This window comes from Pseudomonas sp. TMW 2.1634, assembly GCF_001703595.1.
GTDB classification, from domain to species: Bacteria; Pseudomonadota; Gammaproteobacteria; order Pseudomonadales; family Pseudomonadaceae; genus Aquipseudomonas; species Aquipseudomonas fragi.
Window position 1 is genome coordinate 3,844,769 of sequence record NZ_CP016849.1, and the last position, 18,058, is coordinate 3,862,826.

Genomic DNA, 18,058 nt, shown 5'->3' on the forward strand with positions numbered 1-18,058 from the left:
GCTTCTGTAGGGTCAAAGCAAGCAATATGCCTCAGGCCAGCCAATCGAGGGTCAAAATCAGCCGTCGTTCACCCGCCGCCAGTGCAGGTGAACGGTGGATCAAGCCCGCTCCCTCGTTACCCTGCCACTTCTCGCCTTTGAGCAGGGCAACTTGCCCGGCACTGATTTGCTGAATCAAGGCCGCCCGGGTGGGCTCAGCGTGTGATTGCCCGAGCTGACGACGCTCCATCATGCCTTCCTCCAGCCACTGACTGCCCACTCCCGCATAAGTGGTAATAAGTCGTACAGGAACGTGATCCACATGAAAGCGTGGGCACATGGCCTTGTCCAAGGCCCTGAGACGCAGCCCAATGCGTTTGGCGCCCAATAGACACGCATAGGCGCTCACCAGCCAGGAAACATCGGCAATAAAGCCTGTGTAGCCTTCCAGGTCATTGAATCTGCAAGCCAGGCCCCGAAGGTTAGGTGGCGTCGTTTCATCGCTCATTTCGATAACAATGGCGTCAGCCAGAGGCTCGTCGAGCGAGAGCAACAAGGCACCGAAATCGACGATATGCACAGGCAATTGACGCTGCCAGATGGCCAGGTTGACGTTTTCATCCAGAATTCGGGTCATGACCTCAGGCGTTTCCCCGCGCACCTGCTGGATCAGGGGCTCAGCGGTACAGGCAAGCGCATTGGTCATGCCGCCACCTCTTCATGCCAATCGCCAAAGGGATCGTTCAGCAGCTTCCAGCCCGCTTCGCCCAAGGCCATTTCGGCATCGGTCAGCAAACAGGCATCGAGTTCATCCGCCAGCAAAGAAAAATCGATGTGCTGACCGATAAACACCAACTCCTGGCGGCAATCGGCAGTCTCAGGCAGCCATTTGTGCAGAATTTCAGCTGTGGCTTGCGGCTCCTGCGGCCATTGGTCGCGGGGCACAAAGCGCCACCAGCGCCCGGCAAACCCATAGCGCATCAACCCGCCCGCCTGGGACCAGCTGCCCGCCTCCTGAAATTTACTGGCCAGCCAGAAAAAACCCTTGGAGCGCAGCAGCTTGCCGTTGGTCCAGGGGCGCTCGATAAAATCAAAAAAACGTTGAGGGTGAAAAGGTCGTCGCGCGCGATAGGCACTGGAAGCGATGCCATATTCTTCGGTCTCAGGCACATGCTCGCCGCGCAATTCTTGCAACCAGCCAGGTGCTTGCGCTGCCCGCTCAAAATCAAAACGCCCGGTATCGAGAATTTTATTGAGCGCAACTGCCCCCATGACCATCGGAATTATTTCGGCCTGAGCGTTCAGCCGTTGCAGAATGGCAATTAATTCTTGCCGTTCGTCGGAACTTATCAGGTCAATTTTGCTGATTAAAATGACGTCCGCGAACTCGACTTGCTCGATCAATAAATCAGTAACTGACCGTTCGTCGGATTCCCCAAGGGTTTCACCCCGTGAATCCAGGCTCTCTGCGGCTTGATAGTCCTGAAGAAAATTAAGCCCGTCGACCACCGTAACCATCGTATCCAGGCGGGCAATATCGGCCAGGCTTTGTCCTGATTCATCGCGAAACGTAAAAGTTTCTGCCACAGGCAGCGGTTCTGAAATACCAGTCGATTCGATCAATAAATAATCAAATCGACCCTCCCTGGCCAGTGCGCTGACCTCTTCAAGCAAGTCTTCACGCAGGGTGCAACAGATGCAGCCGTTGCTCATTTCGACCAGTTTTTCTTCAGCCCGGTTCAAGGTCACATCGCGCTGAACTTCACCGCCATCAATATTTATTTCGCTCATGTCGTTAACGATCACGGCCACGCGCAAGTTGTCGCGGTTGCGCAAAATATAATTAAGCAGCGTGCTTTTACCTGCACCTAAAAAGCCTGAGAGAACAGTTACAGGAAGACGATTCGACATCTGGATATTTCCTCATCAGGGCTGCAGGTCAAAACGCCCGCTTGGCAGTCAATCCGATACCGGATCGACAAATGATACATTATAACAATGCATTTAAGACAACCCTGAAGTGACGAACGTGCTGTTTTTCTGTTCGTTAACCCACGCCATATGGCTGTTGGTGGGCGGATTTTTCTGAAAATAAGCGATTAATCCGTTAAATAAACCGTCGGCAACCGCCTGTTGATGACGCGCCGTGATCAAGCGCTCGCTGTCGCGGGGGTTGGACATAAAGCCGGTTTCTACCAGAATCGACGGAATATCCGGCGACTTGAGCACGGCAAAACCGGCCTGCTCCACGCGTTTTTGATGCAGTGAGGTGATGCCCGAAAGGCTGCCCAGAATGGTATTACCCAACTGCAAACTGGCCGCGATGGTGGCATTCATGGACATATCCAGGATCACGCCAGCGAGCATCGGATCTTTGTCTTTGAGGTTCAAAAGTCGAGTGGCACCCATCAAGTCCACGCCGTTTTCACGCTGTGCCAGGTAGCGTGCTGTGGCCGATGTAGCCCCACCCTCCGAGAGCGCGTACACCGACGCTCCAGACGCCGTAAGACGCGGCGCAGCGTCTGCATGCACCGAAATAAACAGGTCTGCATTGTGCTTGTGGGCCACTTCTACCCGCTTGCGCAGGGGTACAAAGAAATCATCATTGCGCACCAGTCGCGCATCAAAGCCTTTCTCACGCTTGAGCCGCCTGGCCAGTAGCTGGGCGATAGACAACACAACATCTTTTTCGCGATGGCCTTTGGCACTGGTCGCGCCCGGATCCTTGCCCCCGTGGCCGGGGTCAATCACCACAATAATGTCGCGTTTGGGGTGTACCTGGCTGGGCGTCGCCGCTGCAGCGTTCAGTTGTGGGGCCGCGCTTTTGGTCAGATCAAGCACCAGCCTGTGACCTTGCCCGTCCTTGGGCGGCAGCAGAAAACTACTGAGCTGCACCGGCTCATCCAGATCCAGCACGATGCGCGTAATGCCCTGGCCAAAATGCCCGGAGCGAATGGCACGCAGACCTGTATTGGCCAGTACCAACTCGCTGAAATCACCCCTCAGGCTGGCACCGCTCACATCAATAATCAGTCGCTCGGGAGCCGTCAAAGAGAAGGTTTTGTACTGCACCGGCCCACTCAGGTCCAGAACCAGACGCGAGGTCTTGCCGGTGCGCCATAGCCTCGCGTGCTGGATTTGGGCGGCTGAAACGCCCAGCGGTAATGTGAAGACGGAACTGGCAAGCAGCCAGTGGAGCAATTGACGTCTGTGCATGGCCTGTACCGCAGATAAGGGAGCATCCGTACTCAACATTGCTGTGTGTTTGCCCCAGCAAAAAAAGCATCGTCGACTTAATCGTTATAATATAACATGTCGAAATACTCTGTAACGGATCTCTCATATGAATGCGCTGACCTTGCCGGATGTTGCCGCGCAGTCATCCCAACAAGCGATTGCGCTTGAGTGGGTGGGCATGTGTGGCATTGCTTCTCCCGTGCTGATTGACGGCCAACGTCTAAGCGCAAAAATCGACGCCGGGGTGAACCTGAAAGATGCCACTGCTCGGGGGATTCATATGTCACGCCTGTATCTGGCGCTGGATATGCTGGAAACAGAAAACCTCACACCTGCCCTGCTAAGACGACTTCTGCTGCGTTTTCTCGATAGCCACCAAGGTCTATCTGATAAAGCCTATGTGCGGATTCACAGTGATTTACTGCTCAAACGCCCGGCGTTGGTCAGCCCATTGGCGGGCTGGAAAAGCTATCCGGTCACCCTCGAAGCGAGTCTGAAAAACGGAATGTTCCACGTGGAACTAAAAATCCTCGTGAGCTACTCGTCCACTTGCCCCTGCTCAGCAGCACTGGCCAGGCAATTAATTCAGCAACAATTTATCGATGACTTTGCCAACCAGGCCCTGCAACACGCCGATGTTTTGGCATGGCTTGGCAGCCCTAAGGGCATTGTGGCCACACCCCACAGCCAGCGCAGTTCGGCAGATTTGTCGATCATTCTGGATCATCAGTACCCGTGCCTACCCCTGAAAAACATTATCGACAACGCTGAAAGCTCACTTGGCACGGCTGTACAAACCGCAGTCAAGCGCGCAGACGAACAGGCTTTCGCCTTGGCCAACGGCCAAAACCTGATGTTCTGCGAAGATGCGGCGCGACGGCTGAATACGGCACTGCAGAAAACAACGGGCGTAAACGCCTTCAAACTGAAAGTAACCCACGCGGAAAGTTTGCACAGTCATGACGCCGTCGCTGAAAGTTTTTGGAACTGGGAGGCCCCATGATCCGTTGCCAAAACCTGACCTGGGGTGCGCCCGGTCAGCCGCTCACGCCAGCACTTGATGTCGCGATGGCCAAGGGCAGTTTGACTGCCGTTATCGGAGCCAACGGTTGCGGCAAAAGCAGCTTGCTTAAAGTCATTGCAGGGCTGCAAAAACCACTTGCCGGCAAAGTCCTGCTGGATGTTCCACGGCGTGGCAACGTGGCGTATATGCCGCAACAGCAGTTTATGGATCGGCAATTCCCTATCAGTTTGCAAGCGTTGGTGGCCGCAGGTTTCTGGGGCAGGAAGCAAACAGCGCAGCAACGAAGTGCTCGGTTGAATACGGTATTGGCGAACTGGCATTTGAGCGGCCTGGAAGATCGCCCACTGATGGCCTTGTCGGGTGGTGAATTGCAACGCGCTTTATTGGCGCGCTTGTGCCTGGCCGATGCCCCATTGTTGTTACTCGATGAGCCTCATGCAGCATTGGATGAACTGGGGCAGGAACTGCTCTGGCAGCACATCAACACCTGGCAGGCCGAGGGCCGAACTTTGCTGGTGGTGTGTCATGACCTGGCCGCAGTGCGCAAACACATGCCCCAAACGCTGTTGATCAAAAGCAGCGGCAGCGTTCTGGCGGCGAGTACCCAACTAATAAAACCACCGCAGGTCGCCTGATGGTTATCGTCAGCCAGCTATGGCAACCCTTTCAGGAATTTGTGTTTATGCGCCGCGCCTTGTTCGGCGGTTTGCTTCTGGCGTGTAGCACGGCACCACTGGGTGTTTTTTTGATCTTGCGGCGAATGAGCCTGATTGGTGATGCCGTCGCACACGGCATTTTGCCGGGTGCGGCTCTGGGCTTTTGGTTCGCCGGTTTGAGCTTGCCCGCTTTAACCTTGGGCGGATTGGGGGCGGGCTTGAGCATGGCCGGGCTGTCAGCGTGGATCACCCGGCGCACCGGTTTGCGTGAAGATGCCAGCCTCGCGGCGCTTTATCCGATCTCATTGGCCAGCGGCATATTGATTCTGGGCATCGCCGGTAAACGTCTGGACCTTCTCCACTTGCTATTCGGTTCGGCTTTGGCTGTCGACAGCCAGACACTCACGGGCATGTTCTGGGTAACCACCTTCAGCATGCTGCTGATGGCAGCCATCTACCGCCCATTGTTGCTGGATACCCTGGACCCGCTGTTCCTGCGCAGTGTCAGCCGACTGGGGCCACTGGCTCACGGGCTGTTCCTGACCCTGGTGGTTTTGAACCTGGTGATCGGCTTTCAGGCCATCGGCGCATTAATGGTCGTGGGCCTGATGATGCTGCCCGCCATTGCCTCACGGTTCTGGAGCCGTCGGCTACCTGTGCTGATCCTGATCTCGGCGGTGATTGGCTGCGTTTCAGTTTGGCTGGGCCTGCTGCTGTCGTTCTATTACTCACTGCCCAGCGGCCCGGCCATTGTGTTGATGGCGGGTTGTGGCTATGCGCTGTCTGTCATTTTCGGTCCGGTACACGGCTTGCTGCGCCGACCGCCTTTGCTGTCATCCCAATGAGGTGCTACACGATGCGCGCTCTACCCGTGTTGTTCAGTGTGTTTCTGGTAATGGGTTCTTCACTGTCGTTCGCCGCCGAAAACCCGAAAATCCCGGTCGTCACCAGCTTCAGTATTCTGGGGGACATCACCCGGAAAATAGGCGGTGAACATATTCAAGTCATGGCCCTGGTCGGCCCAGATGAAGACGCTCACACCTACGAACCTTCACCCGACGACGCCAAGGCGTTGCTCAATGCCAGGCTGATTATTAAAAATGGATTGGGCTTTGAGCCCTGGCTTGATCGTCTGGTAACCAGTACCGAAACCAGGGCAACCCTGGTCACCGCCAGTGAAGGGGTGACTGCACACTCAATGGAGGAAGATGGCGCGATCATCCCCGACCCCCACGCCTGGCACGATTTGGCGAATGCCAAGTTGTATGTAAACAACATCACCCGGGCCTTGATCGAGGCTGACCCTGCTGACCAGGCCGACTTCACCCGTAACAGCCAGGCCTACCTCAAGGCGCTGGATCATCTGCAAGCCCAGGCCAAAACCAAACTCGGCGACCTGCCCGCTGGCAACCGCCGTATCGTGACGTCCCACGATGCCTTTGGTTATTTAGGCCAGGCTTATGGCATCGACTTTATGGCACCTCAAGGTCTGTCGACTGAACGGGAACCCTCTGCCGCTGAAGTCGCTGCGCTGATTCGCCAGATCCGCGACGACAAAGTAAAAGCCGTGTTTATGGAAAACATCAAGGACTCGCGCCTGTTGCAGCAAATTGCCGATGAAAGTGGCGCACAGATTGGCGGCACCCTGTACTCCGATGCCCTGGCGAGTAAAGGCCCGGCCAGCACCTTCCTGGGACTCTTCGAATACAACCTCGACACCCTGAACGCTGCGTTGAGCAAACCATGATCAGAAAAAACCCGTCTGGTGATTTACCCGTGATTGCCGAGTCCGCCTATGTAGACCGCACCGCAATCATCTGCGGCAAGGTGGTGATTGGTGAGAATGTGTTTGTCGGGCCCTATGCCGTGATCCGTGCCGATGAAGTCGACCAGGACGGCGGCATGCAACCGATCAGCATCGGCGCCAATTCAAATATTCAGGACGGGGTAGTGATTCACTCAAAGTCCGGCGCCGCGGTCACTATCGGTGAAAGCACTTCGATTGCACACCGCTCCATCGTTCACGGGCCATGCCGTGTGGGCGATCGAGTGTTTATCGGCTTCAACAGTGTGCTGTTCAATTGCGAGCTGGGGGATGGCTGCGTGGTGCGGCATAACTCGGTGGTCGATGGCCGCGACCTGCCGGACAACTTCTATGTGCCGTCCACGACCCGCATCGGACCCAACACTGACCTGAGCCAGTTTGCGCCGGTCAGTGTCAGCGCATCGGAGTTTTCAGAAGATGTAGCGCGCACCAATGTGGATTTGGTGCGCGGCTATAAAGCGCTGCAAAACGAGTTTTGATCAGGTGCGCGGTTTAACTGTTCCACAGTTTTGCCCCAACCACACAGCACGGGTATCCATGCTGCCCTTCTGCTGGATCCCGGTCGCGTTAAAGGTGCCATTTACTTGGGTGGTGAATTCACGATCACTGGCAAACGTTGCCACACCTGCGCCCTGGGCTTTTGGACAACTAAAGCGAAACTTCCACTGATTTCCACTACGCTCAGTGATCTGCTGATTGCACCCTGACTTGGGGTCTGTCAGCGGAATGTTGTCTGACTTCACTTGTTCGGGCGTCAAGCACACTCGCACCCCTTTACCCGCCATGGTCAGCCCCTGGCTTTCCAGTTGGGCTTTTTGCTCCGGGGTCAGCATATTCTGTAATTGGCCTAACATTACCTGCAGTTCAGGCAACTGTTGGCCATCAACCTGCATATTGCTGGAGCTGAGCTCCCAAAGCCCCGGTTGCAGCATTTGGGCCTGAGCCACAGGAATCGACAAACCACAAGCCATGAACAGCCCAAGCAGACGAACATTCATCAAGCAACTCCTACGCGATTGTCAGCGTTAGACGTCAAAAAAGGGCAAGTGTTGCGCCCACAAACAAATAGGACATTCATAACAGATCCTGGTCTGTTAGTACTGGCATTAGACATTTTGGAGTAAGGAGACGCATGGATTATCTAGGCCCGCACGTACTTGGTTATCTGATTCTATTAATCCACAGCTTAGGCCTGATTGCCGCCGTGCATGCGGTGCTGACGGTCAGGACTGCGCAGGGCTCGATTGCCTGGGCCATGTCGCTGTTCTTTATTCCTTACTTCACGCTGATCCCGTATCTGATTTTTGGCCGTAGCACTTTTGACGATTACATTCGCGCCCGACGCGATGCCAACCAGGAAATGCGTGAAGCCATCACCCATCTGAGCTGGCGCCCGTGGGTCGAAGAAGCTCTCGCGGCACGTAACTCCAAGGCGTACGCCTCACTGCGCGCGATGCCCAGGCTGGGGCGCATGCCTTGCCTGGCAAACAACTCGGTACGGTTGCTGATCAATGGCACGGCCACTTTCGACGCGATCTTCGCTGCCATCCGCGAAGCGAAAGAAGTGGTCCTGGTGCAGTTTTTTATTATCAAGGACGATGGCCTGGGCATGAGGCTACAAGCGCTGCTCCTTGAAAAAGCCGCGCAAGGAGTTGCGGTGCATGTGCTCTATGACAGCATCGGCAGCCATGCCCTGCCCAACAGTTATGCCGAAACTTTGCGCGCGGGCGGTGTGCAGACCTATGCCTTTGCCACCCGTGGTGGCTGGATCAGCCGTTTCCAGGTCAACTTCCGTAACCATCGCAAAGTGGTGGTAGTGGATGGTGTGCGCGGCTTTGTCGGCGGGCACAACGTAGGGGACGAGTACCTTGGCGCCAAGCCGCCGCTGTCGCCGTGGCGCGATACCCATGTGGAGGTCACCGGGCCTGTGGTCGCCTGCCTGCAGGAGTCCTTTGCCGAAGACTGGTTCTGGGCCGCCCGCAAACTGCCGCCTTTGCTTCTGCCGCAGAGCTACCCCGACGGTGGCGTGCTTTGCCAGTTCCTGGCCAGCGGCCCGGCAGACCCCTACGAAACCTGCTCGCTGTTTTTTGTTGAGGCCATCCATGCCGCCAATCAAAGGGTGTGGATTACCAGCCCCTACTTTGTGCCTGACGAAGCGGTGTTTTCCGCGCTCAGGCTGGCCGTCCTGCGCGGTGTGGATGTGCGCATCCTGATTCCGTCCCGGCCGGACCACAAGATTGTTTACGCAGCGTCCAGCCTCTATGCCTTTGAAGCCGTTCGCGCAGGCGTGCGGATCTTCCGTTACCAGCCCGGTTTTGTGCATCAAAAAGTAGTGTTGATAGACGACGAAATCAGCGCCATCGGTAGCGCCAACATGGACAACCGTTCATTCCGTCTCAACTTTGAGGTGATGTTGCTGACCGTCGATGAAACGTTTGCCCGTGAGGTCGAGCATATGTTGCTCGATGACTTCGCCCTGGCGCGTGAAATCACCGAAGCGGATATCAAGTCCACGCACCGTCTGCAGCAACTGGGCATGCGAGTAGCGCGGCTGGTTTCGCCTGTTCTATAAGCCTGTAGGAAGGGTCTGAATTTCTCGGAGCAGGCAAAAGCACCAAGCAGGTTTCCATAAACTGAACGGCCCGGAATAAACCGGGCCGTTCAGTGTAAGGAATAAAAACAATGCGATTCTCGTTACTGGGCATGCTCTTGAGCATCAGCACGCTTGCTTCAGCTCAAGCCAAGGTCACACCGCCCTCCCCGCCGCTAATCAACGTGGAAGTAGGCCAGCCGACATTTATCCACCGGCTGCACTACAAGAAGATGTACAGCGAAAAACCCTTTGAAGAAGCGGTGCTGTATTACTACGACAATGGTCTCTACAAAATCATCTCCCCGGGAGAGAACCACTACGGGGTGTATGTGGTGGAGGGAGCGTTCACTGACGACCAGTACCGCATCAGTTACATCTCCCTCCCCTCACCGGACTGGGGCGGCAATGTTGCCCGCCACGATCTTGTGTTCAACAAAAGCTCACTGACGTTTGAACAAAAAGCCCTGGCCAAGGTTGACCAAAACATCGGCCTGCAGGATGGGCGCTTTGTCCTGGACCAAAACCGGGTACAAGACCCGCAACCCATCACCTGGGAAAACCACACTCAGCGATAAATGTCCGCCCGGGTCGGTGGCAGCTCCAGCGAGCCATCGGCATGGGGTTTGGTCGCCAGAATCTGGTCAATGTTGATCCAGCCGTGGGCAAAGGCGTACGCACAGCCTGCCAGGTACAAACGCCAAATCCGCAGCGCTTGCTCCGGGACTTGCTTGGCAGCGGCATCCAGTTTTTGCTCCAGGCGCTGGCTCCAATGCTCCAGCGTGCGCGCGTAATGCAGACGCAAGCTTTCAACATCGACCACTTCCAGCCCGGCCTCGCTGATCTCGGCAGTCATCATCGAAAGATGGGGCAACTCGCCGTTGGGGAACACATAACGGTCGATAAAATCCCCCGCGCCACGCCCGACCTGACGACCATCGGTGTGCTTGGAGGTGATGCCGTGGTTCATGACCAACCCGCCCTCGCGCACCGCCCTGGACAAGATTTCGCAATACTCACGCAGGTTGGCGTGCCCGACGTGTTCGAACATCCCGACGCTGACGATCTTGTCGAACCGGCCATCCTGCGGCAGGTCGCGATAATCGAGCAGTTGCAGGTCGACCTTGTCTTGCAGGCCTTCAGCGTTGACCCGCTCGCGAGCGAGTTTGAGCTGCTCCTTGCTCAGGGTAATGCCGAACACCTTGACGCCATATTCCCGCGCGGCAAAACGTGCCAGCCCACCCCAGCCACAGCCAACATCCAGCAAGTATTCGCCGGGCTTGAGCCGCAACTTGCGGCACAGCAGGCGGAACTTGGCTTGCTGGGCTTCGTCCAGGCTCTCTTCCCCGGTTTCAAAATATCCACAGGAATAGGCCATGTCGCGGTCAAGCCACAACTGGTAGAAGTCGTTGGACAGGTCGTAGTGATAAGAGATGGATTCGGCGTCGGTCGCCTTGTCGTGGTAAACCCGGGGTGGCGGAGCGTAGTCATCATCGTCCACCAGCGCCTGGCTTAACTCATCGCATACGCGGATCGCTTCGCTGATGGAGCCCTCCAGCTCCAGCCGGCCCTCAACGAAAGCGCTGCCCAGCAAGTCGAGGCTGGGGTGGGTGAATTGAGCTACCAGGGTCGGGTCCTTGACCACGATCGTGACGCTGGGCGTCGGGCCGAAATTGAACTCGTGTCCGTCCCAGAGCCTTAGCCGTAATGGAAGTTGAAGTTTCTGTAAGGCCGGTGGAAGTTGCGCGAGCATCTGTGTTCCTCCTTCATTTCAGATATCAAAACTATAGGTTAGCCGAATAACCAAAACTGTCAGTTTCACGGACAGGAGGTCGACGCTAGAGCGGGCGCGACCGTTTATCCGAAACACTTTCACGCAGGCTTCAACGCCTGCAGGGGTTCATGAAAACGTAGCAGGCGCCCGGCATTGCCCAGCACCAACAATGTGCTGAGGTTATGCAGCACCGCGGCGATCATCGCCCCGGCAACACCCAGCCAGCCAAAAGCCGCAGCCGCGACAATGGCCAGGGTCCAGCCCAGGCCGATGATCACGTTGACCTGCAAGGTGTGACGGCACTCACGGCTCAGGCGCACGCAGGTACCCAGCCGACGCAAATCACTGCCGATCAATACGATATCCGACGACGCCAGCGCGATATCCGCACCGCCTGCCCCCATCGCAACACCAACCACTCCGGCCTTGAGCGCCAGCGAATCGTTGATGCCATCGCCCACCACCATCGGCCGGAAACCGTTGCCGATTTCACTCAGTACTCGGTCGAGCTTGTCTTCGGGCAGCGCCTGCGCCTGGACTTCGTGGATGCCCACCGCGTGCGCCAAATGCTCAGCCACACTCTGGCGGTCACCGGTCAGCAGCACCTGGCGCCCGAGCCCCAGTTCGCGCAGCTCACTCAACGCCTGCCGGGCTTCGGGTTTGATGCTGTCAGCCAACAACATCCAGCCCAGAAACTGGCCATTGAGCGACAGCCCGGCGATGGGCCCGTCGTGCTCAGGTACGGCGGTGGTGGTGATCTGCAATTGGCGAAACAACTCGGGGCGACCCAATGCCGCTTCGCCCTGCCCGGTGCCAGCCACAACCCCTAACCCCTGACGCTCGCGCACATCAGTGAGGGGCAGCATCTGCTCGTGGCTCACCAGCCCGGCCAGGGCCCGGCTTACCGGGTGGCTACTGGCCGCGCCCAAACTGGCAGCCAGTTGCAACAGCGGCTGCGGGTCTGTCGCATCGGTTTCAATTGCTTGCAGATGCAAGGTGCCATAGGTCAGGGTGCCGGTTTTATCCACAACCAGTGACGTGAGGTCGGCCAGCTCTTCCAGAAACGCCGAACTGCGGATCAGGATCCCGTGACGCGCAGCCACGGCAATCCCGGCAATCGCCGTAGCCGGTGCCGACAACACCAACGCACACGGGCAGGCCGCCACCAGCACCGCGAGCATGGCCTGGGCATCGTTGGTGATAAACCAGGTGACAGCCGCGATCATCAACACCAGCACCATATAGCTGCCCGCATAGCGTTCGAGCAAACGGGTGATCGGCGGTTTGGCACGCTCGGCGCTTTGCATCAGGGCGATGACTTTACCCAGTGTCGATTCCTCGCCGGTTCGGGTCACTTGCACCCGCAGCAGACCATCCAGGTTAATGGCACCGCCAAAGATCGGCATGCCGCTGCTGACTTCCAGCGGTACTGACTCACCGGTAATCGAGGCCGTGTCGAGGCTGGCCTGCCCTGCCAGTACCAGGCCATCGGCGGGTACCCGGTCACCGGCACGCACCTCGACCTGATCACCGCTCTTGAGGGTGGCGTTGTCGACTTCCCGCAAGCTGCCGTCAGCCTGAAACAAACGCGCCTGGCTGCGGGTCAGTTTGCCCAGGGCATGGATCGCTTCCTGGGAGCCAATCACACTGCGCTCTTCCAGCACATGGCCAAAAATCATGATGATCGGCAGCAATGCCGCCGTCAGCAAATCGCCGGTAGCCCAGGCACCGAGCATGGCCAAGGCAATCAACTGATCAGTGATGCCATGCAAACTGGGATAACGCAGGCTGTACCAGGCCGAACGCATCACCGGCACGGCCACCAATAATGAAGCCACGCCCAGCAGCAACTGACTGACACCGACCTGCGCAGGCATCAGCCAGCGCCACGCCAGCCCCAAGGCCAACAGGCCCAGCGCCAGCATGGCCAGGGTCAGCTGGCGCGCAGCGCGACGTTGTTCAGTACCTGTCAGCAGGCTCGCGACGGGTTGAGTGGCAGACGCGTTCATTGTTCAGCTCCCTGAATAATCAGGCGGGAATCATCGTTGGGATCAACACTGGTGACCGATCCGGCCTGCCCCAGAATCCGTGGCATGCGTTCGCGGTACAAACGCAGCATCAAGCCCGGGTCGTTGCCAGCCTGCTGCACCTTGGCCAGATTGCTGATGGTGGCTGTATCCGCCTGCGCCTTGGCCAGACGTTCACTGGCCTGGGCTTGCGCCTGCTCGACGGCGCGGTCGGCCTGTTGCGTGGCTGACTGAGTGACCTTGGCTGCCTCGTTGCGCGCCGTGGCCACCGCTTGCTCGGCATGCTGGCTGGCCGTCAGTACCGCATTGAAGGCATTCACGGCCGGGCCGGGCAAACTCGATTGCACGTCCACCCGTACCACTTGCACACCAATGCCCTGCCCGGTGGCACTCAGGGCTGCAAGTTGCTGGTTGATACCCTGTACCAGATCCCCACGCAAACGCTCACGGCGTTCGGCGGCCTGGCTGTCAGTGCCGATCAGCTCCGGGCGCGCCACCAGGATAGTGTCCAGATCGCGGGCGGCCGTCAGGGCCACGGCACTGCGGGTTACCAGCCGGTCCAGCGCAGGCAGTACATGCTCGCCTTGCAGCACAAAGGCATAAGGCTCGGTGACGTTGTAGAACACCCGCACATCCAGTTGCACCACCCCGGCATCGCCGGTCAACAAATACCCGGAGCCGGCCAGGGCATCACTGACCGGTGTGGCAAACGACGCCTTGCGATCGGCCTGCAACGCAACATCCGAGCGCAGCAGGTTTTCAATCCGGCGCTCGCTCACACGGTCTGCGGCAGGAACGATCACCACTTGCTCGAAAGGCCTTGGCCAGGCCCACAACAAACCGGAGTTTTGAATGCGATCCAGCGCGCCCATGCGCAACACCACGGCGCGGTTTTGCGGATCGATCTGACGCACGTTGGAAACACCCCAAGCAACCGCCGCGAACACCGTCACCGCGTACAGGCCCAAAAATGCCAACCGCCCGGCCTGTTGCCAGGGGCAGCTGACACCTTTTATCTCGTCATGGGCCTGGCTCATGGTTGCGACCCGGCCTTGGCGTCCAGCGTCGGTGGGCCGTCAACCAACACCCGGAACGGCGCCGCATCGGTGCGCAAAATAATTTTTGTGCCCGGATTGACCATGCTGCCCAGGGTATCCAGGGAGCGCAGCTCGTTGTACAGCGCAGGCGAACTGGCATAGGCGCGGCCGTAGATTTGCGCAGCTTCGACCCGGGACTGGGCTTCGATATCAGCCGCCTTGATGCTGGCATCGGCCTGCAGGATGCGCGCATCGCGCTCGGCAGCGGAGCGGATTTGCGCCGCTTCGCGTTTGCCTACGGCAGTGCGTTCAGTGGCGATGGTTTCGCGCTCGGCGCGCATGCGGTCAACGGTGGCCGTGAGCGTGACCGAGGGCAACGTCAGGCGCTCAACCCCCACCTGCAACACACGCACACCATAGGTGCTGAGCAATTGCTGTTCGATCTGCTGACGCAGTTGCGCTTCGAAGTCGGCAATTCTGACCTGGCTGGCATCGGTATTTACCAGGCTTGAAAGGTCGAAACTGGCAGCGGTGGTTTCCAGTGCCGAGCCTACAAAGGTACGAATCTGACGAGCCGCTTCATCGGGCTGATTTTGCACGGCGCGCATAAAGCGCTGCACATTGTCGGCATCGGGCTGCACCTGCCAGGCTACGTAAGCCTGCACAATAATCCGCAGACCATCGCGGGTGCCCACGTCTTGCAAGCCGCTGGAAGTGGTGCGCAAACGCAGGTCCACCGGCACGCTGACTTCGAACGGTGCCGGCCAGCGCCAGCCCAGGCCTGGCTCCAGCAGCACCCGGGCCGGGTTGCCGAAGCGGGTAATCACCGTCGCTTCGCCGGAGCGCACTTGCACCAGGCTCGCCGCCGCAACGGCAAACAGCACCAGCAACGCCGCCCAGCCCATGCGTCGCCACGGGAAGGGGCCTGGCTCATGGGCATCGCCCGGGTGGTGATGGCCGTGGTGTGAACAGCCGTGATGATGGCCGCTGTGATCGTGGGATTGAGACAAGAGAAAGCTCCTTACTGAGCAGCTTTACGCGGCGCGACAGGATCGGCCGGCAGCGTGAAAGAACGCAGGTCGAGGGTCGGCGCACTGCTGCCCCCAAGGCGATGGTCGAGGATCAGCAGTTTGGCGTTGTTCAGCCCCAGGTTTAACTGGCTCAGGTACTGTTCCAACAGGAACGCATGACCGGCACTGGCGTAGGCTTTTTGCTCGGCGCCAAAGCGCAGGTCGGCCGTTTGTGCGGTGGCGTTGACTTCACGCGCCAGCGCATGGGCCTGGTCCAGTGCAACGCTGGCCTGCAATTGCGCCACATTGGTTTGTTCGCTGGCCGCTCCCCGCTCGCGGGCAATCAGCGCCTGGGCACTGATCTGCGCAGCCTGTACACCGTGATAGGCATTGGCTGCACCCGCTGGCGGGTGAATGGCTTCCACTACCGTGGCAAGAATTTCGACACCGCTGTCCAGCGCATCAAGATCGGCCTGTACCGCGCGGCCGATATCATCGGCCAAGGCACTGCGCTGCTCGCCCAGCACGCCATCGAGCGTGCGTGAGGCAAAGTCATGAACCAGAATGCGACTCGCGGTGCTGCGAATCAGCGTCGGTACATCGGCGCTGTGATACGTGGCGGCAATCGCGGCGCGGTCGCCCAGGCCAATGCGGTAGACAAAACGCACATCCATATTGACGATCTGAAAGCCCTGCTTGTCGCCACTGCCGCTGGCAATTACCTGGGACTTGTCGTTCACATGGGTGGCATCCCACAGGCGATTGGCCGTCAGCGGTGGCACAGCATCGGCAGGCGTTAACAACGGATCGACAGTCGATTCCGTGCTAGTGGCCAGCTCATGCACCACACCGTTTTCCACCGCCAGCACCCGCCCCAGAGGCCAAGGCAAACCCGCGTGCAAACCGGGGCCCAACACGGCAACCGGCTCGCCAAAACGCTCATAAATCCCACGACCTTGCAGCGGGATTTCATTCACGCCGCTCAATACCCAACCGACAGCAGCAACCACCGCCAGTACCGGCAAGAAGGCTTTGCGCATATAGGTAAAGGCCCATATTTGCCGCAGGTCGATGCCAAACCGGTTATGCAATTCGCTCTGCAGCGCCAGCAATGGCTGTGGCGGCCAACGCAACATGCCGGCAACAAAGCTTTGCCCGATCATGCGCGGTTCCAGCCTGTCGCGGCGCGGGCTGAACAATGCTGCCAGCGCCCGCAGAATCAGCTCAATGGCCACGGCTGCTGGCAGCAACCCCGTCAACACAGCCAGGCGCGCCGGCCACACCGCATCGTCGCTACTGAAAATCAGGCACACGGCGCTCAGCAGCAAAGTCAGGATGGGCACGCGCACCAGCGGTGCCAGCAAGCGGGCTTCCGGCCATTGGCCGGGTGGCTGCTGGGCCAGGTAACGTTCAAACACCAGCAGCGCAAACGCGAGCAGAACCGCGATGCCTGCCGCGACGCTACCCCAAGTCCCCAGTGCCAAACCCGGCAGGGCCAGGTTCCAGGTGTGTTGTACGCTCCACCAGGCGGCGCCACTCACACCTGTCAGCCACAAGACAGGCGCGCCGATGGTAAGCAGCAAACGCCTGGCCCCGGCATCGATCCGCTGGTTAAAACGCTCAATGCCGCGCACTTGTTCGTTGGGCGCGGACGAGCCCCCTGGTGGTGGGGGGTTGAGTGCGCCATTGCGCCAGTCCGCCACCCAAAAAGCCGATTGGGCACCTGCGGCCAGCACCAGCATGGCGGCTGCGTTATTGCCCAGCAGCACCGGCCACAGTGACTCCGATGAAAACAGACCAATAAAAAAGGCCAGCGCCCACGCCAGCAACGCCAGAAGCGCCAGTGCCACCCCCAACTGATAGAGCTGACGGGCCTGAACAGCGGCGCTTTGAAAACGGGGCAAGGACTCAAGCCTCACCTCCTCGGCATCTAAATCGACGCGCATGGAAACACTCACTTATGAAATATCTAGTAACGATATCTCACAAATGATCAAACTTTTGTCCAGCTTACGGATTCTTCATCTTGGCTTGAAACTGCGCGTTAGCCCTGTGGGTGTTGGGCTTTTTGCCATCGCGGGCAAGCCCGCTCCCACAAGAGGCTGGGAGGGAATTGCAGATTGCGCGCGCACCGCTCTGCCTGTGGGAGCTGGCTTGCCTGCGATGCAAACACTGCGGTTTGTCTGTTAAACCGCAGGGATGCCATCGCGGGCAAGCCCGCTCCCACAAAGGTTGGGGGGGAATTGCAGATTGCGCGCGCACCGCTCTGCCTGTGGGAGCTGGCTTGCCTGCGATGCAAACACTGCGGTCTGTTTGCTAAACCGCAGGGATGCCATCGCGGGCAAGCCCGCTCCCACAAAGGTTGGGGGGGGAATTGCAGATTGCGCGCGCACCGCTCTGCCTGTGGGAGCTGGCTTGCCTGCGATGCGAACACTGCGGTCTGTCTGTTAAACCGCAGGGATGCCATCGCGGGCAAGCCCGCTCCCACAAAGGTTGGCGGGGAAATTGCCGATTGCGCGCGCACCGCTCTGCCTGTGGGAGCTGGCTTGCCTGCGATGCCAACACTGCGGTCTGTCTGTTAAACCGCAGGGATGCCATCGCAGGCAAGCCAGCTCCCACAAAGGCTGGGGGGGAATTGCAGATTGCGCGCGCACCGCTCTGCCTGTAGGAGCTGGCTTGCCTGCGATGCAAACACTGCGGTCTGTCTGTTAAACCGCAGGGATGTCATCGCGGGCAAGCCCGCTCCCACAAAGGTTGGGGGGGGAATTGCAGATTGTGCGCGCACCGCTCTGCCTGTGGGAGCTGGCTTGCCTGCGATGCGAACACTGCGGTCTGTCTGTTAAACCGCCATCGCGGGCAAGCCCGCTCCCACAAAGGTTGGGGGGGAGTTGCAGATTGT

General features: G+C 58.6%; 16 protein-coding genes. 7 read left to right on the plus strand and 9 right to left on the minus strand.

The features are described from left to right. Window positions 1–31: 31 nt before the first annotated feature. The 3 genes from BFC21_RS18130 to BFC21_RS18140 all read right to left on the minus strand — a co-directional run bounded on the left by BFC21_RS18130 (window position 32) and on the right by BFC21_RS18140 (window position 3,195). Entirely contained in the window at window positions 32–685 is a 654-nt protein-coding gene (locus tag BFC21_RS18130; RefSeq protein WP_088378569.1) for a DUF1826 domain-containing protein, read from the minus strand. Continuing rightward, on the minus strand, window positions 682–1,890 hold the full coding sequence (gene zigA, locus BFC21_RS18135) for a zinc metallochaperone GTPase ZigA (protein WP_088378570.1): 1,209 nt from the start codon (window positions 1,888–1,890) through the stop codon (window positions 682–684). Before zigA ends, BFC21_RS18130 begins: the two co-directional genes overlap by 4 nt. Window positions 1,891–1,983: 93 nt before the next feature. Then, the gene (locus BFC21_RS18140) at window positions 1,984–3,195 is read right to left on the minus strand and encodes an N-acetylmuramoyl-L-alanine amidase (protein WP_088378571.1); all 1,212 of its coding nucleotides are present in this window, start codon (window positions 3,193–3,195) and stop codon (window positions 1,984–1,986) included. A 127-nt stretch (window positions 3,196–3,322) separates the two neighbouring features. Here BFC21_RS18140 and folE2 point away from each other — a divergent pair, with 127 nt between their 5' ends. From folE2 to BFC21_RS18165, 5 genes are read left to right on the plus strand one after another with little or no spacing between them, the layout of a single operon-like run. Next, window positions 3,323–4,219, plus strand: a complete 897-nt coding sequence (gene folE2, locus BFC21_RS18145; protein WP_088378572.1) for a GTP cyclohydrolase FolE2 — start codon at window positions 3,323–3,325, stop codon at window positions 4,217–4,219. Next, entirely contained in the window at window positions 4,216–4,875 is a 660-nt protein-coding gene (locus BFC21_RS18150) for a metal ABC transporter ATP-binding protein (protein WP_088378573.1), read from the plus strand. Before folE2 ends, BFC21_RS18150 begins: the two co-directional genes overlap by 4 nt. Beyond that, a complete protein-coding gene (locus BFC21_RS18155; RefSeq protein WP_088378574.1) occupies window positions 4,875–5,741 on the plus strand; it encodes a metal ABC transporter permease in 867 nt (288 codons plus the stop codon). The genes BFC21_RS18150 and BFC21_RS18155 overlap by 1 nt, the downstream gene beginning before the upstream one ends. Before the next feature lie 11 nt (window positions 5,742–5,752). Then, complete coding sequence (locus BFC21_RS18160) at window positions 5,753–6,643, plus strand: metal ABC transporter substrate-binding protein (RefSeq protein WP_088378575.1); 891 nt, start codon at window positions 5,753–5,755, stop codon at window positions 6,641–6,643. After that, entirely contained in the window at window positions 6,640–7,200 is a 561-nt protein-coding gene (locus BFC21_RS18165) for a DapH/DapD/GlmU-related protein (protein ID WP_016782905.1), read from the plus strand. The genes BFC21_RS18160 and BFC21_RS18165 overlap by 4 nt, the downstream gene beginning before the upstream one ends. On the opposite strand, the gene BFC21_RS18170 is transcribed toward BFC21_RS18165, so the two are convergent. Further along, window positions 7,201–7,719 carry a DUF3617 domain-containing protein gene (locus BFC21_RS18170; RefSeq protein WP_016782904.1) on the minus strand — a complete coding sequence of 173 codons (519 nt, stop codon included), beginning with the start codon at window positions 7,717–7,719 and terminating at the stop codon, window positions 7,201–7,203. A 134-nt stretch (window positions 7,720–7,853) separates the two neighbouring features. On the opposite strand from BFC21_RS18170, the gene cls reads away from it, so the two are divergent. Together cls and BFC21_RS18180 are read left to right on the plus strand one after the other, a co-directional pair. Further along, window positions 7,854–9,293, plus strand: coding sequence for a cardiolipin synthase (gene cls, locus BFC21_RS18175; protein ID WP_095005400.1), 1,440 nt, complete (start codon window positions 7,854–7,856; stop codon window positions 9,291–9,293). A gap of 110 nt (window positions 9,294–9,403) precedes the next feature. After that, the gene (locus BFC21_RS18180; RefSeq protein ID WP_088378577.1) at window positions 9,404–9,889 is read left to right on the plus strand and encodes a hypothetical protein; all 486 of its coding nucleotides are present in this window, start codon (window positions 9,404–9,406) and stop codon (window positions 9,887–9,889) included. Here BFC21_RS18180 and cfaB read toward each other — a convergent pair. From cfaB to hflK (BFC21_RS18205), 5 genes are all read right to left on the minus strand, one after another. Beyond that, window positions 9,880–11,064, minus strand: a complete 1,185-nt coding sequence (gene cfaB, locus BFC21_RS18185; protein ID WP_088378578.1) for a C17 cyclopropane fatty acid synthase CfaB — start codon at window positions 11,062–11,064, stop codon at window positions 9,880–9,882. The genes BFC21_RS18180 and cfaB overlap by 10 nt on opposite strands. A gap of 119 nt (window positions 11,065–11,183) precedes the next feature. After that, a complete protein-coding gene (locus BFC21_RS18190) occupies window positions 11,184–13,094 on the minus strand; it encodes a cation-translocating P-type ATPase (RefSeq protein ID WP_086799484.1) in 1,911 nt (636 codons plus the stop codon). After that, entirely contained in the window at window positions 13,091–14,149 is a 1,059-nt protein-coding gene (hflK, locus tag BFC21_RS18195) for a protease modulator HflK (RefSeq protein WP_088378579.1), read from the minus strand. The genes BFC21_RS18190 and hflK (BFC21_RS18195) overlap by 4 nt, the downstream gene beginning before the upstream one ends. Next, on the minus strand, window positions 14,146–15,159 hold the full coding sequence (gene hflC / locus BFC21_RS18200; RefSeq protein WP_088378580.1) for a protease modulator HflC: 1,014 nt from the start codon (window positions 15,157–15,159) through the stop codon (window positions 14,146–14,148). Before hflC ends, hflK (BFC21_RS18195) begins: the two co-directional genes overlap by 4 nt. An 11-nt stretch (window positions 15,160–15,170) precedes the next feature. Beyond that, entirely contained in the window at window positions 15,171–17,105 is a 1,935-nt protein-coding gene (gene hflK / locus BFC21_RS18205) for a protease modulator HflK (protein WP_120266418.1), read from the minus strand. Window positions 17,106–18,058: the final 953 nt, after the last annotated feature.

Coding starts and splice junctions, on each gene's coding strand:
- folE2 (WP_088378572.1), top strand. CDS start 3,323: ATGAATGCGCTGACCTTGCCGGATGTTGCCGCGCAGTCATCCCAACAA.
- BFC21_RS18140 (WP_088378571.1), bottom strand. CDS start 3,195: ATGCACAGACGTCAATTGCTCCACTGGCTGCTTGCCAGTTCCGTCTTC.
- hflK (WP_088378579.1), bottom strand. CDS start 14,149: ATGAGCCAGGCCCATGACGAGATAAAAGGTGTCAGCTGCCCCTGGCAA.
- BFC21_RS18160 (WP_088378575.1), top strand. CDS start 5,753: ATGCGCGCTCTACCCGTGTTGTTCAGTGTGTTTCTGGTAATGGGTTCT.
- BFC21_RS18180 (WP_088378577.1), top strand. CDS start 9,404: ATGCGATTCTCGTTACTGGGCATGCTCTTGAGCATCAGCACGCTTGCT.
- zigA (WP_088378570.1), bottom strand. CDS start 1,890: ATGTCGAATCGTCTTCCTGTAACTGTTCTCTCAGGCTTTTTAGGTGCA.
- BFC21_RS18150 (WP_088378573.1), top strand. CDS start 4,216: ATGATCCGTTGCCAAAACCTGACCTGGGGTGCGCCCGGTCAGCCGCTC.
- BFC21_RS18190 (WP_086799484.1), bottom strand. CDS start 13,094: ATGAACGCGTCTGCCACTCAACCCGTCGCGAGCCTGCTGACAGGTACT.
- BFC21_RS18130 (WP_088378569.1), bottom strand. CDS start 685: ATGACCAATGCGCTTGCCTGTACCGCTGAGCCCCTGATCCAGCAGGTG.
- hflK (WP_120266418.1), bottom strand. CDS start 17,105: ATGCGCGTCGATTTAGATGCCGAGGAGGTGAGGCTTGAGTCCTTGCCC.
- BFC21_RS18155 (WP_088378574.1), top strand. CDS start 4,875: ATGGTTATCGTCAGCCAGCTATGGCAACCCTTTCAGGAATTTGTGTTT.
- BFC21_RS18170 (WP_016782904.1), bottom strand. CDS start 7,719: ATGAATGTTCGTCTGCTTGGGCTGTTCATGGCTTGTGGTTTGTCGATT.
- BFC21_RS18165 (WP_016782905.1), top strand. CDS start 6,640: ATGATCAGAAAAAACCCGTCTGGTGATTTACCCGTGATTGCCGAGTCC.
- cls (WP_095005400.1), top strand. CDS start 7,854: ATGGATTATCTAGGCCCGCACGTACTTGGTTATCTGATTCTATTAATC.
- cfaB (WP_088378578.1), bottom strand. CDS start 11,064: ATGCTCGCGCAACTTCCACCGGCCTTACAGAAACTTCAACTTCCATTA.